At 69.5% G+C, this 25,188-nt stretch carries 28 protein-coding genes; 15 read left to right on the top strand and 13 right to left on the bottom strand.

Features of this window, described 5'->3' with window-relative positions:
* A partial coding sequence (locus tag V8688_RS23055) for a MerR family transcriptional regulator (RefSeq protein ID WP_342801670.1) occupies positions 1-502 on the bottom strand: 502 nt, incomplete at its 3' end.
* Positions 496-1,158 (bottom strand): HEAT repeat domain-containing protein, encoded by a 663-nt coding sequence (locus tag V8688_RS23050; RefSeq protein ID WP_342801669.1) that lies wholly within the window; start codon positions 1,156-1,158, stop codon positions 496-498. The genes V8688_RS23055 and V8688_RS23050, both read right to left, overlap by 7 nt.
* Positions 1,159-1,408: 250 nt before the next feature.
* Between V8688_RS23050 and V8688_RS23045 the strand changes: the two genes are divergently transcribed.
* Complete coding sequence (locus V8688_RS23045; protein WP_316574536.1) at positions 1,409-2,359, top strand: ABC transporter substrate-binding protein; 951 nt, start codon at positions 1,409-1,411, stop codon at positions 2,357-2,359.
* 6 nt (positions 2,360-2,365) lie between these two features.
* On the opposite strand, the gene ilvD is transcribed toward V8688_RS23045, so the two are convergent.
* Entirely contained in the window at positions 2,366-4,057 is a 1,692-nt protein-coding gene (ilvD, locus tag V8688_RS23040) for a dihydroxy-acid dehydratase (protein ID WP_218719151.1), read from the bottom strand.
* Positions 4,058-4,289: 232 nt separating this feature from the next.
* Between ilvD and V8688_RS23035 the strand changes: the two genes are divergently transcribed.
* Entirely contained in the window at positions 4,290-4,691 is a 402-nt protein-coding gene (locus V8688_RS23035; RefSeq protein WP_218719152.1) for a hypothetical protein, read from the top strand.
* Between the two features lie 316 nt (positions 4,692-5,007).
* The gene (locus V8688_RS23030) at positions 5,008-5,349 is read left to right on the top strand and encodes an esterase (RefSeq protein ID WP_218719153.1); all 342 of its coding nucleotides are present in this window, start codon (positions 5,008-5,010) and stop codon (positions 5,347-5,349) included.
* Between the two features lie 69 nt (positions 5,350-5,418).
* On the opposite strand, the gene V8688_RS23025 is transcribed toward V8688_RS23030, so the two are convergent.
* Positions 5,419-6,927, bottom strand: a complete 1,509-nt coding sequence (locus V8688_RS23025) for an aldehyde dehydrogenase family protein (protein WP_342801668.1) — start codon at positions 6,925-6,927, stop codon at positions 5,419-5,421.
* A 16-nt stretch (positions 6,928-6,943) separates the two neighbouring features.
* A complete protein-coding gene (locus V8688_RS23020; protein ID WP_218719155.1) occupies positions 6,944-8,059 on the bottom strand; it encodes an NDMA-dependent alcohol dehydrogenase in 1,116 nt (371 codons plus the stop codon).
* 132 nt (positions 8,060-8,191) lie between these two features.
* Between V8688_RS23020 and V8688_RS23015 the strand changes: the two genes are divergently transcribed.
* The gene (locus tag V8688_RS23015; RefSeq protein WP_342801667.1) at positions 8,192-9,808 is read left to right on the top strand and encodes a helix-turn-helix domain-containing protein; all 1,617 of its coding nucleotides are present in this window, start codon (positions 8,192-8,194) and stop codon (positions 9,806-9,808) included.
* A gap of 106 nt (positions 9,809-9,914) precedes the next feature.
* A complete protein-coding gene (locus V8688_RS23010) occupies positions 9,915-10,451 on the top strand; it encodes a DUF732 domain-containing protein (RefSeq protein ID WP_316574540.1) in 537 nt (178 codons plus the stop codon).
* Between the two features lie 51 nt (positions 10,452-10,502).
* Here V8688_RS23010 and V8688_RS23005 read toward each other — a convergent pair whose 3' ends face one another.
* Positions 10,503-11,126, bottom strand: coding sequence for a carbonic anhydrase (locus V8688_RS23005; protein WP_218719157.1), 624 nt, complete (start codon positions 11,124-11,126; stop codon positions 10,503-10,505).
* A gap of 185 nt (positions 11,127-11,311) precedes the next feature.
* Between V8688_RS23005 and V8688_RS23000 the strand changes: the two genes are divergently transcribed.
* From V8688_RS23000 to V8688_RS22980, 5 genes are all read left to right on the top strand, one after another.
* Positions 11,312-11,968 carry a fasciclin domain-containing protein gene (locus V8688_RS23000; RefSeq protein ID WP_218719158.1) on the top strand — a complete coding sequence of 219 codons (657 nt, stop codon included), beginning with the start codon at positions 11,312-11,314 and terminating at the stop codon, positions 11,966-11,968.
* Between the two features lie 122 nt (positions 11,969-12,090).
* On the top strand, positions 12,091-12,738 hold the full coding sequence (sigK, locus tag V8688_RS22995; RefSeq protein ID WP_218719159.1) for an ECF RNA polymerase sigma factor SigK: 648 nt from the start codon (positions 12,091-12,093) through the stop codon (positions 12,736-12,738).
* Positions 12,735-13,469: an anti-sigma factor gene (locus V8688_RS22990; RefSeq protein WP_316574542.1), complete on the top strand. Its 735-nt coding sequence runs from the start codon at positions 12,735-12,737 to the stop codon at positions 13,467-13,469. Before sigK ends, V8688_RS22990 begins: the two co-directional genes overlap by 4 nt.
* Before the next feature lie 49 nt (positions 13,470-13,518).
* Positions 13,519-15,060 carry a molybdopterin-dependent oxidoreductase gene (locus V8688_RS22985; RefSeq protein WP_342801666.1) on the top strand — a complete coding sequence of 514 codons (1,542 nt, stop codon included), beginning with the start codon at positions 13,519-13,521 and terminating at the stop codon, positions 15,058-15,060.
* A gap of 115 nt (positions 15,061-15,175) precedes the next feature.
* Positions 15,176-15,802 carry a hypothetical protein gene (locus V8688_RS22980; protein ID WP_218719162.1) on the top strand — a complete coding sequence of 209 codons (627 nt, stop codon included), beginning with the start codon at positions 15,176-15,178 and terminating at the stop codon, positions 15,800-15,802.
* 84 nt (positions 15,803-15,886) lie between these two features.
* On the opposite strand, the gene V8688_RS22975 is transcribed toward V8688_RS22980, so the two are convergent.
* Positions 15,887-17,074 (bottom strand): acyl-CoA desaturase, encoded by a 1,188-nt coding sequence (locus V8688_RS22975; protein ID WP_218719163.1) that lies wholly within the window; start codon positions 17,072-17,074, stop codon positions 15,887-15,889.
* A 137-nt stretch (positions 17,075-17,211) separates the two neighbouring features.
* On the opposite strand from V8688_RS22975, the gene V8688_RS22970 reads away from it, so the two are divergent.
* On the top strand, positions 17,212-17,592 hold the full coding sequence (locus tag V8688_RS22970) for a DUF5994 family protein (protein ID WP_218719164.1): 381 nt from the start codon (positions 17,212-17,214) through the stop codon (positions 17,590-17,592).
* Here V8688_RS22970 and V8688_RS22965 read toward each other — a convergent pair.
* Complete coding sequence (locus V8688_RS22965) at positions 17,561-18,253, bottom strand: TetR/AcrR family transcriptional regulator C-terminal domain-containing protein (RefSeq protein WP_218719165.1); 693 nt, start codon at positions 18,251-18,253, stop codon at positions 17,561-17,563. The genes V8688_RS22970 and V8688_RS22965 overlap by 32 nt on opposite strands.
* Positions 18,254-18,398: 145 nt before the next feature.
* Between V8688_RS22965 and V8688_RS22960 the strand changes: the two genes are divergently transcribed.
* Positions 18,399-19,298 carry a DUF5994 family protein gene (locus V8688_RS22960; RefSeq protein WP_218719166.1) on the top strand — a complete coding sequence of 300 codons (900 nt, stop codon included), beginning with the start codon at positions 18,399-18,401 and terminating at the stop codon, positions 19,296-19,298.
* Between the two features lie 48 nt (positions 19,299-19,346).
* A complete protein-coding gene (locus V8688_RS22955; RefSeq protein WP_218719167.1) occupies positions 19,347-19,499 on the top strand; it encodes a hypothetical protein in 153 nt (50 codons plus the stop codon).
* 32 nt (positions 19,500-19,531) lie between these two features.
* Here the strand turns inward: V8688_RS22955 and V8688_RS22950 are convergent, their stop codons facing one another.
* A complete protein-coding gene (locus tag V8688_RS22950) occupies positions 19,532-19,930 on the bottom strand; it encodes a VOC family protein (RefSeq protein WP_218719168.1) in 399 nt (132 codons plus the stop codon).
* Positions 19,927-20,688, bottom strand: a complete 762-nt coding sequence (locus V8688_RS22945; RefSeq protein ID WP_218719169.1) for a MarR family transcriptional regulator — start codon at positions 20,686-20,688, stop codon at positions 19,927-19,929. The genes V8688_RS22950 and V8688_RS22945 overlap by 4 nt, the downstream gene beginning before the upstream one ends.
* 70 nt (positions 20,689-20,758) lie before the next feature.
* Here V8688_RS22945 and V8688_RS22940 point away from each other — a divergent pair, with 70 nt between their 5' ends.
* Positions 20,759-22,021, top strand: coding sequence for an APC family permease (locus V8688_RS22940; protein WP_342801665.1), 1,263 nt, complete (start codon positions 20,759-20,761; stop codon positions 22,019-22,021).
* On the opposite strand, the gene V8688_RS22935 is transcribed toward V8688_RS22940, so the two are convergent.
* The gene (locus V8688_RS22935) at positions 22,003-23,316 is read right to left on the bottom strand and encodes a DUF1254 domain-containing protein (RefSeq protein WP_342801664.1); all 1,314 of its coding nucleotides are present in this window, start codon (positions 23,314-23,316) and stop codon (positions 22,003-22,005) included. The genes V8688_RS22940 and V8688_RS22935 overlap by 19 nt on opposite strands.
* 138 nt (positions 23,317-23,454) lie before the next feature.
* Positions 23,455-24,192, bottom strand: a complete 738-nt coding sequence (locus V8688_RS22930) for a VOC family protein (protein ID WP_342801663.1) — start codon at positions 24,190-24,192, stop codon at positions 23,455-23,457.
* A gap of 148 nt (positions 24,193-24,340) precedes the next feature.
* Between V8688_RS22930 and V8688_RS22925 the strand changes: the two genes are divergently transcribed.
* Positions 24,341-24,787, top strand: a complete 447-nt coding sequence (locus V8688_RS22925) for an STAS domain-containing protein (RefSeq protein ID WP_342801662.1) — start codon at positions 24,341-24,343, stop codon at positions 24,785-24,787.
* Positions 24,788-24,792: 5 nt separating this feature from the next.
* Here the strand turns inward: V8688_RS22925 and V8688_RS22920 are convergent, their stop codons facing one another.
* Positions 24,793-25,110: a MerR family transcriptional regulator gene (locus V8688_RS22920; RefSeq protein ID WP_218719173.1), complete on the bottom strand. Its 318-nt coding sequence runs from the start codon at positions 25,108-25,110 to the stop codon at positions 24,793-24,795.
* Positions 25,111-25,188: the final 78 nt, after the last annotated feature.

Here is a 25,188-nt window from a genome sequence, read left to right as displayed (position 1 = left end):
CCCAGCGCAGCGCGCCGGCCATATTGGGCTCGGCCTCGCCGAGCACCGCCGTGGCCAGCAGCTCGGTCGGTACCGGCTCGTTCTCGGCGGGGTTCAGCACCGCCTGCAGGCGGCGCGGCGCGTCCGCCGAACCGAGCGTGCGCACCAGCTCGACGATGCGCAGCACATCGCGCCAGTCGCCGGGTTCGGCGTCCTCGACGGCGCGCAACCGCGCCAGCAGCTCGCGCTCGCGCACGAGCCGTTCCTCGGTGCGTTGGATGAGACCGGCGACCAGGGCCTGCGGGGTGAACGACCGATCGGCCAGCACCCGGGCGATCTCGCGCAAGGAGAGTCCCAGCGACCGCAGGCTCTCGACATGAAAGATGCGCCGGATATCGGCATCGGAGTACTCGCGATAGCCGCCGACGGTGCGCCCGGTGGGGGACACCAGCCCCAACGAGTCGTAGTGGCGCAGCATCCGGGTGCTGACACCCGAACGCCGCGCCACCTCACCGATCAGCACGGGGCACCGTCGAGCGCCGCGACCCGCTTCGCCGCGTCGACATCGAGATCGAAGGCGGCGTCCGGATCGTGCAGCAGCTGCTCGGTGGCCGCGGCGTGCGCCCGCACCCGGGGGTCGGCACTGCGCGACGCCTGGTCGAGCACCGGGACGATCACCTCGCCCAGCGTCGTCAGCGCCCGGCTGAGGCTGCGCCGAACCTCCCGATCACCGCGCCCGAACTGGGTGGCGAGTGCGACGGCCAATGCCTCGTGTTCGGCCTGCGGCGCGAGTACCACCGCGGCCCGCCAGGCACTGCGCGCCACCTCGTCGTCGGGATCGCGCAGCAGCGCCGGGGTGATCGCCGGCCAGGCGGCCGGATCCCCGATCTTGGACAGCGTGTGCAGCGCCTGGCTGCGAGCCTGAGCGTGGTCGGAGTCCAGCTCGGCGCGCAGCCGGGGCACGGTCAGCTCCGCGGGGAGCCGCGTCAGCGCCCAGGTCAGCATGTCGCGCACGAAGAAGTCCGGCTCCACGGCGCAACGGTCGATCAGCACGCTGAGCAGCGCCGGGCCGGGGTGGGTGCCCGCGGCCAGCGCCGCCTGTAGTCGGGTCGACGCGGTCGGCGCGTTCAGTGCGGCGAGCAGCCGCGGGTCCACGGAATGTTCTGGTGTCCAGGTCATGGGAACCACCTCCTGCGTCCAGTGAAGACGTTGTCACTGTGTCAGGGTCAAGCGCTCGCGACCTCGTCGCCGCTCCGTCACTGTGTGCTCCGCTCTGCCGGTGGCGACTCTGGATAAGGTTTGCCTTGCCTTATTTTGTGTGGTCTAGTGGTGGCGAACCAGGAGCCACGTGTGGAGGAGGATCGTCATCGCGAACGAGAATCGGCACGACCGCGTGCTGAGTCGCCGACGGTTGTTCGCGGTGGCGGGGATGGCGGGAGTGAGTGCGGGCCTGGTGGCGTGCGGCGGGGGACCGGACGACGCGCCCGACAGTGCGGGGGACTGGGAGTTTCCCGATGGCCGCGGCGGCACCGTTCGCTCGGGTGCGACGCCGAGCCGGGTGGTCGCGTTCACCGGCTCCGCCGGCGCCCTGGTCGATTACGGGGTGCGCGGGCGCATCGTGGGTGTCTTCGGTGAGGCACACGCGCCGCACCTGCGCGGCGACCTCGACCCCGCCTCGGTGGCTGTCGTCGGGGACGCGTGGGGCGAGTTCGACATCGAGAAGTACGCGACCCTCGAGCCCGACCTGCTCGTCACCGATTCCTATGTGCCGGGCCGGCTCTGGTACGTCCCGGACGAGAACCTGACCAAGATCGAGTCCGCGAACCAGACTGTCGTCGCCATGGAGGTCTCCGGCCGGAGCCTGCCCGAGATCATCGCGCAGTACCGGGCGCTGGCCGAGGCGCTCGGCGCCGATACCGCCGCTCCCGCGGTGACCGCCGCGCAGCAGCGCTTCCTGGCCGCGTCGCAGGCGGTGCGGGACGCGTCGGCAGCGCGCCCCGGGGTGCGGGTACTCGCCGCCTCGGCGTCTCCGGAGCTGTTCTACGTCTCCGATCCGCGCGCCTCGGCGGATCTGCGGTACTTCACCGAGCTCGGCGTGGAATTCGTTGTGCCCGAACGGGTGGACGCGGGCGGCTACTTCCAGTCGCTGAGCTGGGAGACGGCCGACCGGTACGCGGCGGATGTGATCCTGCTCGACGACCGGTCAACGGGCCTGCGGCCGAACGCGCTCGCCGACCGGCCGGTGTGGCGGAGCCTGCCCGCGGTGGCGGCCGGACAGGTCGCGTCGTGGTCGCCGATCTTCCGGTTCTCCCCCGCGGCCACCGCGCCGCTGCTGGAACGGCTGGCGGCCACGATCCGGGATGCGCGGACGGTGCGCTGAGCCGGGTCAGCCCGTGACGGCGCCGTGGGCGGCGGAGCTGACGAGTTTGCGGTATTTGGCCAGGACGCCGGAGGTGTACTTGGGCGGCAGTGGCTCCCAGCCGATCTTGCGCGCGGTCAGTTCGTCGTCGTCGATCTCGACGTCGAGGATGTGGTTGGCGACATCGAGGACGATCGGGTCGCCGTCGCGGACGAAGGCGATCGGGCCGCCGTCGACGGCTTCGGGCGCGACGTGGCCCACGCACAATCCGGTGGTGCCGCCGGAGAAGCGGCCGTCGGTGAGCAGCAGGACGTCCTTGCCCAGGCCCGCGCCCTTGATGGCGCCGGTGATGGCGAGCATCTCGCGCATGCCCGGTCCGCCCTTGGGACCCTCGTAGCGGATGACGACCACGTCACCGGCGACGATCGTGCCGTTCTCGAGCGCGTCCATGGCGGCGCGTTCCCCGTCGAAGACGCGCGCCGTGCCACGGAAGACGTCGGAGTCGAAGCCTGCGCTCTTGACGACGGCGCCCTCGGGGGCGAGGGAACCGTGCAGGATGGTGAGTCCGCCGGTCCGATGGATCGGCCGATCCAGGCGCCGGATGACGTCACCGTCGAGGCCGAGCTCGATCGAGGCCAGGTTCTCGGCCATCGTCTTGCCGGTGACGGTCATGACGTCGCCGTGCAGCAGGCCCGCGTCCAGCAGCGCTTTCAGCACCACCGGGATGCCGCCGACCTTGTCGACATCGTTCATGACGTAGCGGCCGAACGGCTTGAGATCGCCCAGGTGCGGCACCTTCTCGCCGACGCGGTTGAAGTCGGCGAGGGTGAGGCCGACGCCGGCCTCGCGGGCGATGGCCAGCAGATGCAGCACGGCGTTGGTGGACCCGCCGAGCGCCATGACGATGGTGATCGCGTTCTCGAACGCCTCCATCGTCATGATGTCGCGGGCGGTGATTCCCCGGCGCAGCAGCTCGACGACGGCCTCGCCGGATTTGCGGGCGTACTCGTCACGGCGACGATCGGGGGCGGGCGGCGCGGCCGAGCCGGGCAGGCTCATCCCGAGCGCCTCGGCCACCGAGGCCATGGTGTTGGCCGTGTACATGCCGCCGCAGGCACCTTCACCGGGGCAGATCGCCCGCTCGATGCGATCGACCTCCTCGCGGGTGATCAGACCCTTGATGCACGCGCCGACGGCCTCGAACGCGTCGATGATCGTGACGTCGCGGCCGTCGACATTGCCCGGCAGGGTCGATCCGGCGTAGAGGAACACGCTCGCCAGGTCCAGCCGGGCGGCCGCCATCAGCATGCCCGGCAGGCTCTTGTCGCACCCGGCGAGCAGCACCGAGCCGTCGAGGCGTTCGGCCATCATCACGGTCTCGACCGAGTCGGCGATGATCTCACGGCTGACCAGCGAGAAATGCATGCCCTCGTGGCCCATGGAGATACCGTCGGACACCGAGATCGTGCCGAACTCGAGCGGGTAGCCGCCGCCGGCGTGGACGCCCTCCTTGACCGCTTTCGCGAGCCGGTCGAGCGACAGATTGCAGGGGGTGATCTCGTTCCAGCTCGAAGCCACCCCGATCTGCGGTTTGGCCCAGTCCTCGTCACCCATCCCGACGGCGCGCAGCATGCCGCGCGCTGCAGTCTTCTCGAGTCCGTCGGTGACATCGCGTGAACGGGGCTTGATGTCGATCGACCGGTCGGTGTCGTCTGCCATGACCCGAGTGTAGGACCCGCGCGGTCCGAAGCTGATCAGCCTGCGGCCAACACTTGGGCGCTCGTCGTGCCGGCCCCGGACGCACGAGGCAGTCGGTCGTCGCTGTGCCGCAACGACAACGCAAGTGCCGCACTGTGATTCAATGTTCGGTTCGCCCGGGCAGTGCCTCGTGCGGACTGTTGCCGACGGGAGCGTTCCGTCGGCGCATCGTTTCGCGAAAGGACAGCTTGACATGACACGGTCTGCCCTCCGTCACACCATCGCGATGATCGGAGCGGGCGGCGCCCTCGCCGGCGCCGTCGTCGCGGGCAGTGGGGTGGCGAATGCCGCCGAAGTCCCTGCCTACGGCAACGTCCGCTACGTCTTCTGCTCGGACGCGCAGACAGGCAACGAGATCACCTACTACGACTCGCTCGGCAAGCGCGACGAGGTCGTGACACTGACCGACCCGATGGAGGGTGACCGGTGGTGTCGCACCGTCGACGTGCGGTTCCCCAAGGAATCCTTCACCTGGGCGGCGATCTCGCACTCCGAGGCGCACTACGCGTACGCCGCGATCTACGTCGACGGCAAGCTGGTTGCCCGCGACGAGGACCGCTCGAGCTTCGGGTACGTGGCCGCCCAGGCCATGTGACCCGTCGACTGTTCGTCCGGACGGATTGAGGACATCTTCACATCGGGTGCGTTCGCGGCGTGTCGAGGTGTGGAGTCGCGGCGACTGGGTATGGATTACGGCGGGAAAGCGCTGGCTCGGAGGCCGATCGACCCTATCGATGCTGGTCGGTAGCTGATGGCCCTTCAAACATCCGATCTCGAACGTGGTCTGTCGCTGAGAATTGCGTGTGTACAGCTGATCTGGCGCAATACGAGTCTCTGTACGGTGCGGTCGCTATGCGATAGCGTCGCCGCTGGCAATCGCCAGTTGGTATCCGTACGAAAGGGTTTGTGGGATGGCATTCGAAGTCAAGGGCACGATCGGCGACCACTACAACGAAGCGGGCGGCGCGTCGAGCCCGCTGGGCGAACCGATCTCGGAGGAACTCGACGCCGCGAACGGTGGCAAGTACCAGGAGTTCACCGGCGGTGTCATCTACTTCAACCTGGCGACGGGAACCAAGACCGTCTACGGCGCGATCCGGCAGGCGTGGGAGGCAGAGGGCGGCGCAGGGGGCCGCCTCGGCTACCCGACCTCCGACGAGCAGGACATCGAGGGCGGCAAGATCAGCTACTTCGAGAACGGGTCGATCAGCTACTCGATCGCCGACGACGCGGTGACCGTCAACGCGAACTGACGCGAGCGCGGTAGCCACGGTGGGCGCCGATCTGCGAGGCGGTGCCCACCGTGGCCGGGTCGGGGACGGTCAGCCGAGGAAGGTGTTGACCGACTTCTGCTCGGTATAGGCCTCGATCGCCGCGGTACCCAGTTCACGGCCCCAGCCGGACTGCTTGTAGCCGCCGAACGGCAGTGCGGCGTCGAAAGCGTTGTGCGCGTTGATCCATACCGTGCCCGCCTTGATCTGGCGAGCGGTGCGATGGGCCTTGGACACGTCCTGGGTCCACACCGAGGCGGCCAACCCGTAGGGGGTGTCGTTGGCCGCTGCGGCCACGCCCTGCTCGGCGTTGAACGGGGTCGCCACCACGACCGGGCCGAAGATCTCCTCGCGGTACACGCTGAACGAGGACTCGACGTCGACGAACACCGTCGGTTCGACGAAGTAGCCGCTCTCGCCGTGGCGGCGCCCGCCCGTCAGTGCTCGCGCACCCGCCCGCAATCCGGCATCGACATAGCCCAGGACCCGGTCGAGCTGGGTCTGCGAGACCAGGGGGCCGACCTCGGTGGCCGGGTCGAGCCCCGAGCCGATCTTGCTGGCCGCGGCGACCTCGGCGACGCCCCGGGTGAACTCGTCGAAGATCTTGTCCTCCACCAGCAGTCGGGTGCCGCTGGTGCAGGTCTGGCCCTGGTTGAACAGGAATCCCGACGCCGTACCGGGGATCGCCAGATCCAGATCGGCGTCGGCGAAGACGACCTGGGGACTCTTGCCGCCGAGCTCGAGGCTGACCTTCTTCAGATTGCCCTTGGCGGCGTCGACGATGAGCTTGCCCACCTCGGTGGAGCCGGTGAAAGCGATCTTGTCGACATCGTCGTGGGCGGCCAGCGCGGCCCCGGCGTCGCCGTAGCCGGTGACGACATTGAGCACGCCGTCGGGCAGACCGACCTCGGCCAGGATCTCGGCCAGCCGCAGGGCGGTGAGGGGGGTGTCCTCGGCGGGCTTGAGCACGACGGTGTTGCCGGTCGCCAGCGCGACGGGAATCTTGAACGCGGCCATCAGCAGCGGGAAGTTCCACGGGACGATGGCTCCGCACACGCCGATCGGTTCGCGCAGGGTGTAGGCGTGCCACTGGGTGCCGGGTGCCCACGGCACCGACACCGGAATGGTGCGGCCTTCGATCTTGGTGGCCCAGCCGGCGTAGTACTGGAAGAGCTCGGCGACCCAGGTGATGTCGACGGCCTGGGCGACGCCGGCGGACTTGCCGTTGTCGAGCGATTCCAGCTGCGCCAATTCCTCGGCATGGGCGTAGATCGCCTCGCCCGCGCGGAACAGCAGACGCTGGCGCTGGGCCGGGGTCCACAGCGACCACTCGCCTTCGAAGGCGATGCGTGCCGCGCGCACCGCGCGGTCGACATCGACGGCCTCGGCGTGGGCGACCTCGGTCAGCACCTGGCCGGTGGCCGGGTCGCGGGTCTGGAAGGTCCGGCCCGAGGCCGCGTCGACCCACCGGCCGCCGATGAACAGTTGCTTGGGCGTGGACAGCCAGGCGCGGACCTGCGGCAGCACCGCGGTGGTGGTGGGTTCGAGTACTTCGGTCATCGTCGTGCCTTTCGGATCAGGAGTGGTCGTGCACGAGCACGCCGCGGATGTTCTGGCCGTTGAGCAGGTCGTCGTAGCCCTGATTGACCTGATCGAGGGTGTAGGTGCGGGTGATGAGCTCGTCGAGCTTCAGATCGCCGCTCTGGTAGAGACCGAGGATCTTGGGGATGTCGACGGTCGGGTTGCAGTCGCCGAAGAGGCTGCCGCGCAGTTCCTTCCGGAACAGCGTCATGATCGAACCGGGGAGCTGGATGTTGATTTCGTCGAGCTTGTTGAGCCCGGTCAGCACGACCTTGCCGCCCTTGCCGACAGCGTCGAAGCCGGCGCTGACGATCTCGGCGGTCATCAGGTCCGGGATGAGGATCGCGGCGTCGGCGCCTTGGCCGCGGGTCAGGTCGTTGATCGTGGCCAGGGCGTCACCGGCGTCGGCGAACGCGTGCGTGGCACCGAGTTCGAGGGCGCGTTCGCGTTTGTTGTGCAGCGGGTCGACCGCGACGACATAGCGCGCGCCGGCGAAGCGCGCGCCCTGCACCGCGTTGATGCCGAGCCCGCCGATGCCGAAGACGACCACCACGTCACCGGGTTTCACCTCGGCGGTGTTGACCGCCGAACCCCACCCGCTGGGGACACCGCAACCCACCAGCACCGCCTTGTCCAGCGGCAGGTCGTCGTCGACCTTGACGCAGGAGTTCTGGTGGATCACCCCGTACTGGCTGAACGTGCCGAGCATGCACATCGCGCCGTAGTCACCGGCCGGTCCCCGCAGCGGGAAACGACCACCGGGCAGATAGCCCTCGAGGATCGTGGCGCCCATGTCGCAGATGGACTGCTGACCGTTGGAGCAGTAGCGACAGGTGCCGCAGTTCGGGATGAACGAGCACACCACGTGATCGCCGGGCGCCACCCGGGTGACGCCGGGCCCGACCTCCTCGATGATGCCCGCGCCCTCGTGGCCGAGCACCATCGGCAGCCGCGCCTCCAGGTCACCGTGGGCGATATGGACATCGGAATGGCACAGCCCGCCGTAGAGGTACCGGATGAGTACCTCTCCCTCGCGCGGCTTGTCGAGTTCGAGCTCTTCGATCTCGATCGGTTTGCCTGGCTGGTAGACGACCGCGGCCTTGGTCTTCATGGCGGGTTCTCCTGATCCTCGTCGATGCGTCCCGTCCGGAGCGACGCCGAACCACAGTCGCAACGGTGGGCTGACGCGACTGTTCAGAAACTGGACAATCGTGACCCCGGTCACCATTGCTACGGTGAGTGCATGGAACCCGAGGTGAACGGCATGGTGGCCAAGCGGGAACCGATCGCCGCGTCCTGGCATCGGGCGACGATGGCCGGACTGGAGCCGGGCTCGGCGCTGGACACGATCAGCTATGTCGACATCGACGAGACCAGTCCGCTGATGGCCGCGGCCGCGGTGGTCCTCGACGACCTCAACCATCGACTCGAGGGCACCGACTTCACCACGATCGTCATCGACCGGGAAGGCCGCGTCGCGCATCAATGGTGCGGAAATCGCAGTGCCCGCAAGGTCTTCGACGACCTCGGCGTCGACATCGGTGCCTCCCTGCTCGAGGAGGCGGTCGGCACCACCGCGCCGGGGGTGGCGCTGGAGACCCGCACCAGCATCGCCGTCAACGGCGACGAGCACTTCGCTGTCCCACTGCGGCGAATGAGCTGCTACGGACATCCCATCTTCCACCCCACCACCCGCCGGATCGAGGGTGTGCTGGATCTGTCGACGGTGGCCCGGGAAGCCAGCCCGCTGTTGCCGCCGCTGGTCGCCCGCGCGGTCGCCGACATCGAGCAGCGACTGCTCGACGGCTCCCGCGTGTCGGACAAGGAACTGCTCGCCGCGTTCCAGGCCGCGGGCACCCGCCGCCGCGCGGTGCTGGCCATCGGGCGCGACCTGCTCATGTCCAACCGGGCCGCCGCGGACCTGCTCGGCGCCACCGACGTCGCGTTGCTGCGCATGATGGCACCGGATGTGCGGCGCAGCTCGGTCTTCGATCTGACGCTGGAGTCCGGGCTGGCGGTGCGGGTCGAAGCGACCCGGGTCGGCGGTCCTGCCGGGGGAACCCTGCTCAACGTCGAACCCCGCGAACGGGCGAGCATCGCCTACTCCCGCCGGGCGCTCGAGCCCGGCGACCCGCTCCTGGTCGCGGGACCACCGGGTTCCGGGCGCTCGCGCACCGCGCGCGAACACGCCACCGAACAGCCGGTCACCGTCCTGACCGCCGCCAACGCCCTGCTCGACGGCAGCGACGTCTTCGCCCGTGACTTCGCCGCGCTGGTCCGCGCCCGGCAGGGCACCGTGTGCGTCGACGGCCTCGACCTGTTGCCCGACGATCTGATCGATCTCGTCGCCACCCATGTCGCCGACCGGCAGGTGCCGCGCGTCGTGCTGGTCACCGGAGCGGTGGACACCCTCACCGGCCGGGCCGCCGCGCTGGCCGCCGAATGCACCGACCGCGTCGAACTCGGGCCGCTGAGCAACCGCCGCGGCGAGATCCCGGCGCTGGTCGCGGCGATGCTACGCGAGGCGGGCGCGGACAGCTCGCTGTATTTCACCCCGGGCGCGCTCTCGGCGCTGTCCGCGCATCATTGGCCCGGCAATCTGCGCGAATTGCGCGCGGTCGTCACCGACGTCATCCGGCACCGGCGAAGCGGCGCGGTCGTCGTGAACGACCTCCCCGAGGCCTACCGCACGCAGCAGCCGATCCGGCAACTCATGCCGATCGACCGCGCCGAACGCGACGTCATCGTCGAGGCGCTGCGCCGATTCGAGGGCAACAAGGTCAAAACCGCGCAGGCCCTGGGGATCTCGCGCACCACGCTCTACGCGAAGATGCGTGCGCTGCGCATCACCGTCTACTGACGCGCACGCGCGGCGGCACAGGGTATCGGGCGCGCGGGTCGTTGATAACGCGGGTGCGGTGAATGGCGATCTTGCACCGCTGTTCGTCTCGCACCGAAGGAGATTCGTGACCCAGCCGCCGATTCCACCGCAGTATCCGTCCGCGCCCTACCCGGCCTATCCACCGCAGCCGCCGCGCCGCGACAACACGACCCTGTGGGTGTTGCTCGCGGTTGTCGGTGTTCTGCTGCTGGTCTGTGGCGGGTGCGCCACCTCGGTGCTGCTCGCCGCCGGAGACACCCAGGACACCGGCCGGACCGCGGTGAGCACGCCACCGCCGGGTGGACCCGCCGAGCCGCCACCGGGTTCGGGCGCACCCCGCACCAGCGCTCCACGTACCGCGCCCTCGACACCGAGCGCGTCGAGCAACAGCCAGAACACGACCAACCAGGACGCGTTCATCGCGACGCTCGACCGCGAGGGGATCTACTACTCCTCACGCCAGGCGGCGCTCGACATGGGCGTGGCGATCTGCGAGGAACGCGCCGCCGGGGCGACCGATGTCGAGATGGCGACCGCGCTCACCGAGAAGGGGTATTCGAGCCGCGACGCCGCCTACCTCGTCGTCGCTGCCCAGATGCAGTTCTGTCCCGAATACGCCTGACGAGGTGGTGCTGGTCGGCCGGTCCCGGAGAGGCGGAACCGGCCGACCCGCTCAGGCGACTTCGCCGATGTCGCCGATGACGCTGCGCAGCTGGGCGCGCCCGTCGGCGAGGTTGTAGGTCACGCAGGCGATGGCCAGCTGGCCCGCCTCGACGCGGTCGGAGATGGTCGACGAACGCTGCATGAGCAGGCGCGCGGTTTCCTCCACATGACGGGCTTCCAGGTCGTCGACGTTGGTCAGACCTTCCCGGCGGCCGAGCAGGATCGACGGGGTGACGCGTTCGACCACGCTACGGATGAAACCGCCCGGCACCGTCCCGTTGTCGAGGGCATCGATGGTGGCGGCCACCGCGCCGCACGAGTCGTGGCCGAGGACCACGATCAGCGGCACCTGCAGTACCGCGACGCCGTACTCGATCGAGCCGAGCACCGAACTGTCCACCACATGACCGGCGGTGCGCACGACGAACATGTCGCCGAGCCCCCGGTCGAAGATGATCTCGGCGGCGACCCGGGAGTCACCACACCCGAACAGGATCGCCGAGGGCTGCTGGCCACCCGCCAGCTTGGCGCGATCCGCGGCACCCTGGCTGGGGTGCTGCAGGGTATCGGTGACGAAACGGTCGTTTCCATCACGCAGGGACTTCCACGCGGCAACAGGATTCGAATGGGGCATAACCCCCATAGTGCCTGAATTGCGACGCGTGGCGACACCGACCCCCTGACGGCTTCGTCACCCGCCGGGTGTCCGGTGAACCGGGTCTCGATCCCGAGCCATCCGGCCGGGCGGGCTGGCCGAACTCCGTTGCGTCCACATCAGCGCGGCACTCTCGCCGCCCTTTCGGAAGCGACGGAACGACCATGCGAACCCTGCGCAGCACCCTCGTGGCGGCAGCCCTTCTCGGCTCGGTACTCGGCGCCTCGGCCTGTTCCGACGACGATTCGACCACCTCGTCCGCGACCACCTCGGCGACGACCTCCTCCTCGTCGATGACCGCGTCCGCGGCGAACGGCTCCGGCGCGTCGGGTCTCGTCGGGCCCGGGTGCGCCGAATACGCCGCCCAGGTTCCCAGCGGCCCCGGCTCGGTGAGCGGGATGGCTCAGGACCCGGTCGCGGTCGCCGCGTCCAACAACCCCATGCTCACCACGCTGGTGGCGGCGGTGTCGGGCAAACTCAATCCCCAGGTCAACTTGGTCGACACCCTCAACGGCGGCCAGTTCACCGTCTTCGCGCCCGTCGACTCCGCGTTCGCGAAGATCGACCCGGCCACCATCGAGTCGCTGAAGACCGATTCGGCCACCCTCACCAAGATCCTGACCTACCACGTGGTGCCCGGTCAGCTCGCGCCCCAGGATGTCGCGGGCACGCACAAGACCGTCGAGGGCGCGGCCGTCACGGTGACCGGCTCCGGGGACAGCCTGAAGGTCGGTGACGCGGCCGTGGTCTGCGGTGGCGTGCGCACGGCGAACGCGACGGTCTACATGATCGACAGCGTGCTCATGCCGCCCGCGGCGTGAGGTCGACGATGGTCACGCCGCCGGGAACCGTAGAGTTGCGGAAGAAAGTTTTCGGCGGCGCCCATCCGTACCGCGGGGCTGGCCGAAATCCCTCTCATGCTGATGCACGCAGGGACCACACGATGACGAACCGCCCGGGCTCCTCGCCGATCCGGTTGCGCGTGGTGACCGATCCGGCGCCCGCATGCCCGGCGCCCGCCAAGCCCGACCACGCCGTGCAAGCGCGGCTGGTGACGCTGCTCGGCGCGATCGCGTCCGGGGACCGGACGGCGTTCGCCGAGTTCTATCGGGCGACCAGTCCGCGGGTGTTCGGACTCGCGCTGCGGGTGGTGCGCAACCACGGCGCGGCCGAGGACATCGCGCAGGAGGTGTTCCTGCAGGCCTGGTCGCTGGCGGGGGAGTACGACGTGGGTAAGGCCAGCCCGATCGGCTGGCTGATGATGCTGACCCACCGCCGCGCGGTCGACCGGGTGCGTGCCGAACAGTCGGCGACCAGCCGTGACCTGGTGTTCGGGCACACCCATCTGGGCCGTGACCACGACACCGTGGCCGAGGAGGTCACCCAGCGGCTCGACGAGCAGTCGGTCCAGGACTGTCTCGCGACGATGACCGAGCTGCAGCGTGAGGCGGTGGCGCTGGCCTATTACAGCGGGCGCACCTACGCCGAGGTCTCCGAGACCCTGGACGTGCCGTTGCCGACGGTGAAGAGCCGGATCAGGGACGGCTTGAAGCGACTCGAAAACTGTTTGACCGGAGGGAATTCCCGATGAGCGAGACAGATCGGCGGACCCCTCGGCCGTTGCTCGACGACGCCTACCCCTACGCCCTCGACGCGCTCGATCCCCAGCAGCGGCGCGCTATCGACGACGAGCTCGCGGCCGCGGATCCCGAACGCGCGCGGGAGTTCCTCGCCGCCGTGTCGCGCATTCGCGAGACCATGGCCGCGTTGACGGTGTCCGACTCGGTGCCCCCACCCGCCCGGCTCGAAGCCGCGCTGATGCGGGCGCTGGACCGGCTCGATCCGCAGGTGCGCCCGCTGACTCGGCGGGACACGCAGGGCAAAGGGTGGCGACTGCGCTGGTTGACCGCCGCCGCGGCCGCGGTCGTCGCGGTCGGCATCGGCACCGGGGTCGCGGTCGTGATCGACCGCACGAACGACGGCACCGGCGCGATCACCGCGCAACAGGTGCTCGACCAGCCCGACAGCCGGGAGTCGTCGGTCGCGATCACCGGCGGCGGCGCGATGACGGTGCACCAGTCCACGGCACTGGGCGCCGCGGCGGTGTCATTCCAGGACATGCCCGCGCTGCCCGCCGACCGCGCGTACCAGTTGTGGCGCATTCCCACGGGCGGTGCCCCCCGCTCGGTTGCGGTGATGGACGGTCCGGCCTCGGTGGTCACCGCCGTCGACGCCGCCGACACCCTCGCGGTGACCGTCGAACCCGCCGGTGGTTCGGCCGGCCCCACCACACCGGTGATCGTCAGCATGACAGTCGGCTGACCCGCCCGCGGCGGGCCGCGCCGACACTCGATACCTCAGGAGTGACAGCATGGTCCGCCGCAACGCGTACACCCCACGGCCGCTGGGCCGCGCCACCGCAGCGCTCGCCGCGACGGCCGCCGCCGCGACGGTGCTCGGCATCGGACACCTGGTCGCGGCGGTTCTCGATCCGGCCGCCTCCCCGTTCTTCGTGCTGGGCGCCACCGTCGTCGACCACACGCCGAAGTGGTTGAAGGACAGTGCCATCCGCTGGTTCGGTACCAACGACAAACTGGCGCTGGCGATCACGATGGCCGTAGTCATGGTGGCGGCCGCCGCGCTGATCGGATTGCTCGCGCGTCGCAGCCCGGCTCGGGGCGCCGTCGTCCTGGCCGGGTTCGGGACCACAGTCGCTGTTCTCGCGGTGCTGCGGCCGACCGCGGGACCGGACTTCGCGATACCCGCGGTGGCGGGAACGGCCGCGGGAATCGCCACCCTCTGTCTGCTTTTCGTCGTCCCGGCCGCTCGGCGACCCGAAGATGGTTTCACCCGGCGTGGCTTCCTGCTGGCGGTCGCGGGAGTGACCGCTGGTGCGGTGGCCGCGGGCGCCGCGGGGCGCGTCATCGGTAGCCGACTGCGCGATATCGGCGCGGACCGAGCGGCTTTCGTGCCGCCGCGCGTGGCCGACCCGGCACCGCCGGTCCTGCCCGAGATGGATCTCCCGGTGCCCGGCCTGACCCGGTTCGTCACCCCGGCCGCGGAGTTCTACCGCATCGACACGGCGTTGCAGCTGCCGGCGCTGACCCGCGCGCAGTGGCGGCTGCGCATCCACGGGATGGTGGCGCGGGAGATCGTGCTGGACTTCGACGCGTTGAGCGCGCGCCGCGCCGTCGAATCACTGATCACGCTGACCTGTGTGTCGAACGAGGTCGGCGGCACGCTCGCCGGAACGGCCACCTGGACCGGCTATCGCCTCACCGACCTGCTCAGGGAAGCGGGTCCGGCGCCCGGCGCCGATATGATCCTGTCGCGCAGTGTGGACGGCTTCACCGCCGGGACCCCGCTGGACGCGGTCCTGGGCAACCCGGACGCCTTGCTCGCGGTCGCCATGAACGGCGCGGCGCTGCCCGTCGCCCACGGCTATCCGGTGCGGATGATCGTGCCCGGACTCTACGGCTACGTCTCGGCCACCAAATGGGTCGTCGACCTCGAACTCACCCGCTTCGACCAGGCCCGCGCGTACTGGACCGAGCGCGGCTGGTCGGAGCGGGCACCGATCAAGACCGCGTCGCGGATCGATGTCCCCGCCGCGTTCGCGAACCTCGCCGCCGGACCGGTGACCGTGGCCGGCGTCGCCTGGGCACAGGGCCGCGGGATCACCGCCGTCGAGGTGCAGGTGGACGACGGACCGTGGCGGCAGGCCACGCTGGCCACGGCCTATTCCCTCGATACCTGGCGGCAGTGGACCTGGACGTGGGATGCCATGCCGGGTACGCACACCCTGCGCGTCCGTGCCGTGGACGGCACCGGTGTCGTCCAGACCGAGACCCGCGCCGCGCCGTTCCCCGACGGCGCCACCGGCCGGCATTCCCGGGTGGTCACCGTCCGCTGACGGCCGAGCATCGCGATCGCACCCATCTGCGCCCGGGCGCGGCGCGAACTCCCTGCGCACTACGGGCACATCTGGCCCGACGGCGCGACTTTTCGCTGGACCCCTAGGAGGAACTGTGAACAGTGAGCTGGGCGAAGTAGTCGTGGCGAGCACCGTCCGCGACGGCGACCGCGAGTTCGGGGTGGAGATCGCCGATCCCCGGCAGGACGCCATGACACAGGACTGGCACTGCACCTATCGCGTCGCGGGTACGCGCACCCATCGAGTCCGCGGCCCGGACCGGCTGTCGGCGGTCTACGCGGCCCTGATCGACATCCACAGTGCGACAGCCCGATTCGGCTCCCCGGACAACGCGGACGACCCCCATCGGCCTCGTGAACCCGTGGCCGCCCGCCCCCGCATCGGCGGCGCCCCCGCCGCGCACGCCCGCGAGTTCGGCCCGCCTCTGGGCGCACGAGCCGTCGACACCGCCGCCGGCCCCGTGGTCATCGTGCTCGGTCGCCCCCGCCGCGACCCGTACAGCCCCCACACCTGCCTGTGCCCCTTCCGCATCGACGACCGCACCGAAGCCTTCGGACAGGGATTCGACGACCTGCACGCGGTGCTGTCGGCGATCCGCGGCGTGAGCGCCATCTTGGGCATCCCGCAGGACTGGCCGGCGCCGGGCGGGCGAGGCTCGGGTCTTTCCGCGCCGGTGCGCAAGGGAGAGGCGCGGAGCCCCAGGCACGCCGCGCATCAGTGACAGGAATCCCGGGAGGTCGGTACCGCCGCGATGGGGCAGACGGCATCGGTGCTCATCGAAGGTTGGTGCACCGAGACCGGGTACCTACCGCGAGCGCAAGGCGGTGCGCAGGCCGCGCCGGATCGCGCCGGGCTCGGCGGGTGTCACGGTGGTGAACTTGCGCTCGGACGCGGTTTCGGGCGCGTCGTCGCTGGTCGCCAGCAGGAACGAGTCGGGGAGGGCGAGCTTGTTGATCGTGCGCAGGGTGAGCAGGTACTGCTTGGGCAGGGGGCCCGTGGTGTAGGGCAGGTCGTACTTGTCGCAGAGCGCGCGCACCCGCACCGCGATCTCGGCATAGCGGTTGCTGGGCAGGTCGGGGAAGAGGTGATGCTCGATCTGATGCGACAGATGGCCGCTGAGGAAGCCCAGGATCGGGCCCGCGTCGAAGTTGGCGGTGCCGAGCATCTGACGCAGGTACCACTCACCGTGGGTTTCGTGCTCGATCGCTTCCGGTGTGAACTTCTCTGCGCCATCGGGGAAGTGGCCGCAGAAGATCACGACATAGGCCCACATGTTGCGCAGCGCGTTGGCGGCGATGTCGGCGGTCAGGGTGCGGCGCCAGCGCCGTCTACTGAGGATCGGGAAGAACAGGTAGTCCTTGGCGGCCTGCCTGCCGATCTTGCGGACCAAAGCCTTGGTGTGCGCGGTCTTCTCGGCGTCGGTCGCGGCGCGGTCGCGTTCGGAGTACAGGCCGTGCAGGGCGATGCCCCACTCGAAAGTGGCTGCCAGGAGCAGGTTCTGCAGCGGTTGCAGCAACAGGCGAGGGCGCCATTGCTGGTCCCTGGTCACCCGGATGACGCCGAAGCCGACGTCGTCGTCCATGCCGACCACGTTGGTGAACATGTGATGGCGGTAGTTGTGCGAGTAGCGCCATTGCGACGACACCCCGGCCATGTCCCATTCCCAGGTGCGGGAATGGATCTCGGGATCGTTCATCCAATCCCATTGGCCGTGCGACACATTGTGGCCGATCTCCATGTTCTCGATGCTCTTGGCCGCGGCCAGCGCCGAGGTGCCGACGAGCCAGCCCAGTCGTGAGCCGCTGCTCGCCAGGAGCAACCGCGCACTCGCGTCGAGGATGCGCTGGAAGGCGATCGTGCGCCGGATGTAGTCGGCGTCGGGGGTGCCGCGCCGATCCTCGATATCGCGACGGATCGCGTCGAGTTCCTCGCCGAGCGCCTCGACATCGGCTTTGCTCAGGTGCGCGTAAACCGCGACTTCGGTAATGGCCATGGGGGTCCTCGCCTGGTCGTAATAGTGATTCTACGTACTCCTACAACTGACGTCTACAGCGTAGACTAACGACATAGACCTCCGCGGTGACTGCCGTGCGACGGAGTCGGCGCGAGCCGGGACAGGAGCGCCGGATCATGACGCGGATATCGGCCGGACCACACGCGGACGCCTCGACGACCTGGTGGCCGCACGGCGCAGACCTGGTCGCCGAGCTGCCCGACCTGCTGGCGCGGCTCGAGACCCGGCGCGGACCGATTCATCGGCTGAGCTACAACATCGGCGAATGGTCGGCCACCGCACGTACTTTCGACAATCGGGGTCATCGGGTGCGCTTGGACGGCTATCACTACATGCGCCCGCACACCGTCGATGTGCTCGGCGTCGACGGCTACCGGCTCCACCTGCGAGTGGTCCCGGCCGACCTCGACGGCGAGTCCGCCGAGCAGCGGTGGGAGTCCGAGGGCGGGGCCGAGCCGGCGGGTGTCAGCCCGCGGGGTAGGTCAGGGTCGCGGTGAGACCGGTGAGCAGGATGTCCAGGCCGCGCTCGAGTTCGGCCGCGCCATCGTAGGCGGCCAGCACCGGGGCGAGTTCGCGCACCAGCGGGAATTCGGTGATCGGCAAACGGTGCAGGCCGAGGCGCAGGACCTCGTCGGACTCCTCCGGCCGCTCGATCACCTCCTGGAGCTCGTTGAGCACGTGGCCGTAGAGGAATCCGAACAGCGCGCGGTAGATGTGCAGGGCGTCGGCGCCGGCGAAACCGGCGTTGGTGAGCAGCCGCAGGATGTTCTCGAGTGGCCGGACCACCGCGATCGGGCGCATGCCGAGCGGGGTCGACAACGGCCGGGTCACCAGCAGCGGGACCACATTCGGGTGGGCGAGCGCCAGGGCGCGGAACGAGCGTGCGACCGCACGCAGCTGTGCGGCCCAGTCCGGATCGTCGGCGTCGACCATCAACTGCTCGAACACCAACTCGGCTACGCCGTCGAGCACCGCGGCCTTGTTGGGCAGGTGGCGGTAGATCACCATCGGGTCCCGGCCGACCGCCTCGGCCAGCCGCCGCATCGACAGCGCGTCGACGCCGTCGCGATCGACGATCATCAGCGCCGCGATGAGCACGGAATCCCTGGTCACCGCGCTGGGGGGACGGCGGGCGCCATCGGTCGAAGCCTCGGTCATGAGGGCACCTCCGTCTGCTTCGGTTGTCGTTGCCAGTGTAGACCTACAACGTTGACAACCGCGGGATTCGCGCGTCTACTGGAGGTGTACAGGTCCCCGGAGCTGATACCGATTCCTCGGATCCCGGCCGAAAGGACCGATCGACATGCGCGTTCGCGAAACTCATCATCACGCCGCGGCACCCGCCCGCCACCAGGTTCCCCCGCTCTACACGCCGCGGCTGCGGATGCGGTCACGCTCCGCGGGAGACCGCTACATCGACGGTGCCTGGTGGCCGCGTTCGACCGACCTGGCCGCCGAACTTCCCGACTTGCTCGCGGTGCTGGGCGTGCGGCTCGGCCCGGTCTGGCGGGTCGTGTACGACCCGTCGTGCTGGGCCTCGGCGCCCGCGCGGATCACCGTCGCGGGAGAGACCGTCCGGCTGGATTCCTATCACTTCGAGCTGTGGAACACGATGTATGTGTTCGGGCGCGACGCGAGCATGCTGGTGCTACAGGTGATTCCGTCCGACACCGACGAACGGGTCGCCCACCAGTCCTTGATGGCCGCGGCCGAAGCAGACCCCGCCGAGTCCGAGCCCGAGCCCGAGCCCGCGGACAGTCCGCGGCCCATCACCGATCACCAGGCGATGGGCGGCGACCGGCAGCCCTTCCCGGTGCCGACCCGCACCCCGCGACTGCTGTTGCGCGGCAGCGAAAATCACACCGAGCTGTTCGACGGCGCCTGGTGGCCCCGGACGGTGAACCTCACCGCCGAACTCCACGATCTGATCAGCGCCCTCACGCCCCGCCTCGGCCAGACGGCGCGAATCAGCTTCGACTGGAACGTGACCAGCCGCAACCAGCGCCGCATCGACCACGACGACGGCATCGATCTGCGGGTCCCCGACATCGGCCAGTTGCCCGACACCATGCACCTCGTCGGCGTGAACGGCGTCCACCTGACCCTGCTGGTGATCGCGGCCGACACCCCGGACGACGTGGCGAACGCCCAGATCCTGCACGCGGTCGGCCGCGTCGGCCACCATTTGCCCGATATCGGCTGACCGCGTGTGCGCCCTCGGCCGCCGCGGCATTATCGAGAGACCTCCGTCATGACCGATGAACTCGACGCGGACCCCACGCGCCCCGAACCCGCCCCCGAGACACCGTTCGTGGACTGGCCCGATCCGAGCCCCCTGCAATCCTGGTGGCTCGACATCATGGACGGCGGCTCCCCGGCTACGCGCTCCGCCGGTCACGACTAGGCGGAGCGACCGCGCGGGCACCATGGCCTCGGTCAGTGGCGGCCCGGCGGGTGGTCGGCCGGCTGGAACAATTCGATCAGGTTGCCCGCGGGGTCGGCGAGCAGGATCTGACTGCCGCCCGGCCCGGAAACGATGTCGGTGCGGAAGACGACGCCGTTGTCGCGCAGGCGGGTGACCTCGGCAGCAAGGTCGTCGACGATCAGATGGATACGGTTGGCGCCGGGCGTCGCGATGTCGGCGGGGGTGGCCCGCGCACCGGAGCTGGCCGGTCCGGACAGCAGCAGCCGCAGCGATCCCCGCACGACGTCGGCGAATGCGGGTGCGGCATTGATGTGCACGGTGAAACCGAGTGTGCCGGTATAGAACTCGATGGCGGCCGCGACGTCGTCGACGAGATAGCGGACGCCGACATATTCGGTGGAGGACGTCATGACGCACTTCCTTTCGTGCGGACGGTGAGGGTGGGCAGCAGGTAGCGAACGCGGGTGTCGATCTCGCTCGCGGTGGCGCGGAAGAGCGGGTAGTTCTCGCCCGCTGCCGCCGGATCGGGGATACTCCAATGCAGGTGGCGGGGATTCTCGCCGAAGTCGGGGCAGACCTCGCGGGCCTTGTCGCACAGGGTGATCACCGCGTCGAATCGGGTGTCGTCGACCTCGGTCAGCGCGCGGGGAGATCGTCCGCTGATGTCGATGCCGAACTCCTCGCGCAATACCCGGATCGTGGCGGGGTGCATCGCCGGTTTCGGGCGCGTGCCCGCGCTGACGGCGTCGACCCGGTGGTCACCTCGGTGGCGCAGCAGCGCTTCGGCGATCACCGAGCGGGCGCTGTTGCCGGTGCAGACGAACAGCACCGCCGGTGTCGACGGCGGATCGAAGGCAGGCGCGTTCGGGTGCAGGCGCAACGCGGGGTGGAGTGCGGGGCCCGCGGCGGTGAGCAGGGCGGCGCACCGGTCCAGATCCAGGTGGTTGTAGCTGTCGCGGCCGTCGTGGCTGCTGCGCGTCGTGGTGACCAGCCCGCCTTCCCGCAGGAGACGCAGATGGTAGGAGATGAGGTTCTGCGGCTGGTCGAGGCGGGTCGCGAGGTCGCGGACGCGACAGTCACTGCCCGAGAGTTCTCTGAGCAACTGCCATCGCACCGGATGGGCGGCCAGATGAACAAACGGTGGAACAGCTTGACGAGTCGACGTCACCGATCCAGGATAACACCGAACCCATCAAATGAATTTGATGGATATCGTGATCATCTGAGACGGGAGCAAGGTGTCCGACACAACGCCGACCGGCCTGCGCCGCAGCCTGGGGGTCACCGACGCGGTCATGATCGGGCTGGGCGCCATGATCGGCGCCGGGATCTTCGCGGCCCTGGCACCGGCGGCACGCGCGGCCGGATCGTGGTTGCTGGTGGGGCTCGCGGTGGCGGCCGTGGTCGCGTACTGCAACGCGACCTCCTCGGCGCAATTGGCCGCTCGGTACCCGGCCTCCGGTGGCACGTATGTGTACGGGCGCGAACGGCTCGGCGAATTCTGGGGCTACCTGGCCGGCTGGTGTTTCGTCGTCGGCAAGACCGCCTCGTGCGCGGCGATGGCGTTGACCGTGGGCACCTACGCGTGGCCGGCGCAGGCGCACGCGGTGGCCGTCGGCACGGTCGTGGCGGTGACGGCGGTGAACTACCGCGGTGTCCAGAAATCGGCGCTGCTGAACCGGGTGATCGTAGCGATCGTGCTGGCGGTGCTGGCCGCGGTCGTGGTCGCGGCGTGCACGTCCGAGTCCGCCGAGTTCGCGCGGCTGGAACTCGGCTCCGAGGTCACCGTATTCGGGGTGTTGCAGGCGGCGGGCCTGCTGTTCTTCGCGTTCGCCGGGTACGCGCGGATCGCCACGCTGGGTGAGGAGGTCCGCGATCCGGCGCGCACGATTCCGCGCGCGATTCCGCTGGCGCTGGCCATCACGCTGGTGGTGTACGCGTTCGTCGTGGTCGCGGCCGTGGTCGTGCTGGGGCCGCAGGGGTTGGCGCGGGCGAGCGCACCGCTGACCGAGGTCGTCCGGGTCGCCGGCGCCGGGTGGCTCGAGCCGGTGGTTCGGGTCGGTGCCGTGGTGGCCGCACTCGGATCGCTCCTGGCCTTGATTCTCGGTGTGTCGCGCACGACGCTGGCGATGGCCCGGGATCGCCACCTGCCCCACGGACTGGCGGCGGTGCATCCGCGCTTCGCGGTGCCGCACCGGGCCGAGGTGACGGTCGGGGTGGTCGTCGCCATCGCCGCGGCCACGGCCGACATCCGGGCCGCGATCGGATTCTCCTCCTTCGGCGTGCTGCTCTACTACGCCGTGGCGAACGCGGCCGCGTGGACGCTGACCTCGTCGGAGGGTCGCCCGCCGCGGTGGGTGCCGGTCATCGGGTTGCTCGGGTGTGCGGTCCTGGCCTGCACGCTGCCCGCCATCTCCGTGCTGGCCGGGGCGGGCGTCGTCGCGCTCGGCATCGTGATCTATGCCGTGCGCCGCGGCGGTGCTCAGTTCTTGCGCCGCTGAACCGGTGGCGGCGCCCAGGTGCCGTCGAGTGCTTCGGAGCGCGGCGCGTAGAGGCGCATGGTGATGCCCATCGGGCCGCTCGCTGCCGGCAGCCAGTTCGATTCGAGGTCGGGGCCCGGGTTCTTGCGGGAGACGGAGATGTCGAGTGAACCGTCCGCGTTGTACCGCAAGGGATCTCGGTCGCCGATGGCGAAGCGATCGAGTTCGTTGGGGATCTGGAAGCCCTCGGCGTCGTACATGGTGATCGACCAGAACGCCGTAGCCGGTGGCAGTTTCCCCGCGTCGAAGTGGATCACGTAGTCGTTGTCGCCGACGAGCGGTTCGCCGTCGGCGTCGGCGGTCAGCAGCGGATAGATCGCGTCCTCGGGCGGGTTGGCGCCCAGCCCGACCAGCGTGACGGCGGATCGTTTGAGGTAGTCGTTGCCGTAGACGCCGATGTTGCCGTGCACGCTCACCCACCCGTTGACCGGCGGAGCCAGGTGAGGCGTTGCCGCGGCCACCGCCGCGCGCGCCGCGGCGACACCCGCCTCGATCGCTTCCAGCTCCTCGGGGGAGAAGCGGGTCGCGTCGAAGTCCTGCCCGGGCACGATGCCCAGCAGCGCGATCCGTGCCAGCTGGGAGAAATCGGTGCTGTGCGGCGGGTCGGCTTTCAGTGCGGCGGCGGCGCGGTCGAAGAACTCGGTCGCCGACATCGTATCGACCTGCCGCAGTGGTTCGGTTTCGGTGACCAGGGCGGGATCCGGCTCGAACGGGGGCGGGTCGGCCAGTTCGGTGATCCGCAATCCGTCCTGGAACTTGTTCACCGCCGCGTAGTCGGCGGGCCCGTTGGTCTGGGTACGGCCGATCATCCAGGCATGAGGCGTGGGGGAGCGGATCACCGTGACGTCGGCGGGCAGCTCGTCGCGGTAGCCGGGGCCGGCGATGACGAAGTCCTGTTCGGCGGTGCCGGTGGTCCGCTTGCCCGGGGTGGCGAACACATCGGTCCAGGCGTCCAGGATCGGGAGCATGTAGTAGCGGTCGTCACTGTCGGGAGCGTGGACGAGGACGGGGCCGCGGGTCAGATCCAGCCAGGCCGACGAGTACAGCGTGTCGAAGTTCGGCCGCACGACCGCGCGGAACTCGACATCCGGGAACTGGCGCATGTGGTGGAACTGGTTCGGAGGTCCGAAACCGGGGGTGGAACCGGCGGGTGAGTTCGTCTGCTGCTGACGGGTCACCTCCATCGTCACCAGCGAGTAGAGATAGACGTACGCTTCGTAGCTGAGAGTTTGCAAGTCGTCGGACAAAACGCTCATGACGCCTCCATTGTGGATCGCAATCCGCCCAGTACCAGCCTCTTTTCGAACGTATCAGGGGCGGATAACGGCGCAATCACACGATGTTCGCTCGATTGCTGGAGGCCGGGAGCTGTCCCGACGAGTGGTGTGCTGCCGTCAGGCCGGGGTGAGCACGCAGAATTCGTGGCCCTCGGGGTCGGCCAGGACGGTCCACGGCACTTCGCCCTGGCCGATGTCGAGATCGGTCGCGCCCAGGGTCCGCAGCCGCTCCACCTCCGCCGCGTGGTCGTCGCCCGGATAGGGCCGCAGGTCGAGGTGGATGCGGTTGCGCACGGTCTTCGGCTCCGGCGTGCGGAGGAACTCCAGATAGGGGCCGACGCCGACGGCGGAGCGCAGTGTCGCGTGATCGTCGGACACCTCGTGCACGGTCCAGTCCATCGCCTCGCCCCAGAACTCCGCCATGGCCCGGGGATCGACGCAGTCGACGACCACCGCGGCGATCGGCCCGGTGCCCCGGTAGACCGCCCGAGGCTCCAGCACGCAGAACTCGTTGCCCTCGGGGTCGGCGAGCACCGTCCACGGCACCTCGCCCTGGCCCACGTCCGCGGGCGTCGCACCGAGCGCCCGCAGTCGCGCGACCAGCTCCGTCTGCTCGGTCGCCGAAATGGTCGCGAGGTCGATGTGCACGCGGTTCTTCACCGTCTTGGGCGCGGGATCGGCCACCACGTCGATACAGACCGCGCTCGGATCGGGATAGGCGAAGTCCTCGGGCTCGAGATTGGTCACCCCCGGCGCCTCGCTGCCCGTCTCCCAACCGAGCGCCGCCGCCCAGAACCGTCCGAGCGCACCGTCATCGCGAGCTTTCATATGGATCTGCACCAGCCGCGTAGCCACGGGGCCGATCCTATGCGGCAACAGTGCTGTCACAGTCGCTGACACCGAGGGCTGACAGTGGTGGAATCGAGGCGGCGACCGTCCTTGATGAAACAGGGCCGATCGTGCATTCGGGGCCTGCACCGGTGCCCCGAGAATTCGAGGACTCGTGAGCGTCCACTCCCGTCACGGCGGAAACCATTTTCCGCCCCTTCCCGGCGAGCCCGCCGAGGTGTGCGCGCGGCTGCAGGGCGAACTGGTCGCCCGGCCCAACGCGGTGATCCTGTACGTCTGCGGTGAGGTCGACGCCTACACGCTCCCGCGGTGGCGACGCATGCTCGATGCCGCCTTCCTCGCCGCCGCCGAGACCGGCCACCTCGTCGTCGACATCGGCGACGCGGGATTTCTCGGCTGCCGCGCCGTGCTGGACCTGGCGGCCCGTGCGCAGCAGGCCGCGGCAGAGGGAATCGGGGTCGATCTGGTGAATCCGGTGCCCTCGGTCGTGGACCGCATCATCGCCGTGGCGGGTCTGTCCGCCTGGCTACCGGTGCACACCTACCTCGTCGACGCCCTGGTCGCGCACAAGCGGGGGCCGGAGCACGCTGCCGCCGGCTAGGGCGCTTACGCGCGGGGCGACTTCCGTTCGGAGCGCAGTCGATCGCGTTCGGCGCGCAGTGTGGCGACGGTGTCTTCGAGTTCGAGGATGCGGGCCACCGCGGCCAGGTTGATGCCCTCGCCGGTGAGGGTGGTGATGCGATGTAGGCGGGTGAGGTCGTCGCCGCTGTAGCGGCGGGTGCCGCCGGCGCTGCGAGCGGGGGTGAGCAGGCCGTGTTGTTCGTACAGGCGCAGGGTCTGTACCCCGATGCCCGCCAGTTCCGCGGCTACGGAGATCGCGTACACCGCCTGTGCTGCCGGTATCGGGTCGTGTGGGGAGATCATCGGCGCCTTCACCTCGATTCTGTGGTTCTGTAGCAGATTACTTGGTTCTGCTGCTTGCACTCATCTGGGTCGAGTGCT

The organism is Nocardia sp. No.11 (assembly GCF_038752175.1).
GTDB lineage: Bacteria > Actinomycetota > Actinomycetes > Mycobacteriales > Mycobacteriaceae > Nocardia > Nocardia canadensis.
This window is presented reverse-complemented; position numbering and strand designations above follow the sequence as displayed.

Excerpts from the sequence above, each read along its gene's own strand:
- V8688_RS23020 (WP_218719155.1), bottom strand. The coding sequence starts at position 8,059 with ATGAAGACCAAGGCCGCGGTCGTCTACCAGCCAGGCAAACCGATCGAG.
- V8688_RS23025 (WP_342801668.1), bottom strand. The coding sequence starts at position 6,927 with ATGACCGAAGTACTCGAACCCACCACCACCGCGGTGCTGCCGCAGGTC.
- V8688_RS22970 (WP_218719164.1), top strand. The coding sequence starts at position 17,212 with ATGACGCGGATATCGGCCGGACCACACGCGGACGCCTCGACGACCTGG.
- V8688_RS22965 (WP_218719165.1), bottom strand. The coding sequence starts at position 18,253 with ATGACCGAGGCTTCGACCGATGGCGCCCGCCGTCCCCCCAGCGCGGTG.
- V8688_RS22975 (WP_218719163.1), bottom strand. The coding sequence starts at position 17,074 with ATGGCCATTACCGAAGTCGCGGTTTACGCGCACCTGAGCAAAGCCGAT.
- V8688_RS22935 (WP_342801664.1), bottom strand. The coding sequence starts at position 23,316 with ATGAGCGTTTTGTCCGACGACTTGCAAACTCTCAGCTACGAAGCGTAC.
- V8688_RS23050 (WP_342801669.1), bottom strand. The coding sequence starts at position 1,158 with ATGACCTGGACACCAGAACATTCCGTGGACCCGCGGCTGCTCGCCGCA.
- V8688_RS22955 (WP_218719167.1), top strand. The coding sequence starts at position 19,347 with ATGACCGATGAACTCGACGCGGACCCCACGCGCCCCGAACCCGCCCCC.
- V8688_RS23015 (WP_342801667.1), top strand. The coding sequence starts at position 8,192 with ATGGAACCCGAGGTGAACGGCATGGTGGCCAAGCGGGAACCGATCGCC.
- V8688_RS22960 (WP_218719166.1), top strand. The coding sequence starts at position 18,399 with ATGCGCGTTCGCGAAACTCATCATCACGCCGCGGCACCCGCCCGCCAC.
- V8688_RS22920 (WP_218719173.1), bottom strand. The coding sequence starts at position 25,110 with ATGATCTCCCCACACGACCCGATACCGGCAGCACAGGCGGTGTACGCG.
- V8688_RS22990 (WP_316574542.1), top strand. The coding sequence starts at position 12,735 with ATGAGCGAGACAGATCGGCGGACCCCTCGGCCGTTGCTCGACGACGCC.
- V8688_RS23005 (WP_218719157.1), bottom strand. The coding sequence starts at position 11,126 with ATGCCCCATTCGAATCCTGTTGCCGCGTGGAAGTCCCTGCGTGATGGA.
- V8688_RS23045 (WP_316574536.1), top strand. The coding sequence starts at position 1,409 with ATGGCGGGAGTGAGTGCGGGCCTGGTGGCGTGCGGCGGGGGACCGGAC.
- V8688_RS23000 (WP_218719158.1), top strand. The coding sequence starts at position 11,312 with ATGCGAACCCTGCGCAGCACCCTCGTGGCGGCAGCCCTTCTCGGCTCG.
- V8688_RS22985 (WP_342801666.1), top strand. The coding sequence starts at position 13,519 with ATGGTCCGCCGCAACGCGTACACCCCACGGCCGCTGGGCCGCGCCACC.
- sigK (WP_218719159.1), top strand. The coding sequence starts at position 12,091 with ATGACGAACCGCCCGGGCTCCTCGCCGATCCGGTTGCGCGTGGTGACC.
- V8688_RS23030 (WP_218719153.1), top strand. The coding sequence starts at position 5,008 with ATGGCATTCGAAGTCAAGGGCACGATCGGCGACCACTACAACGAAGCG.
- V8688_RS22950 (WP_218719168.1), bottom strand. The coding sequence starts at position 19,930 with ATGACGTCCTCCACCGAATATGTCGGCGTCCGCTATCTCGTCGACGAC.
- V8688_RS23035 (WP_218719152.1), top strand. The coding sequence starts at position 4,290 with ATGACACGGTCTGCCCTCCGTCACACCATCGCGATGATCGGAGCGGGC.
- ilvD (WP_218719151.1), bottom strand. The coding sequence starts at position 4,057 with ATGGCAGACGACACCGACCGGTCGATCGACATCAAGCCCCGTTCACGC.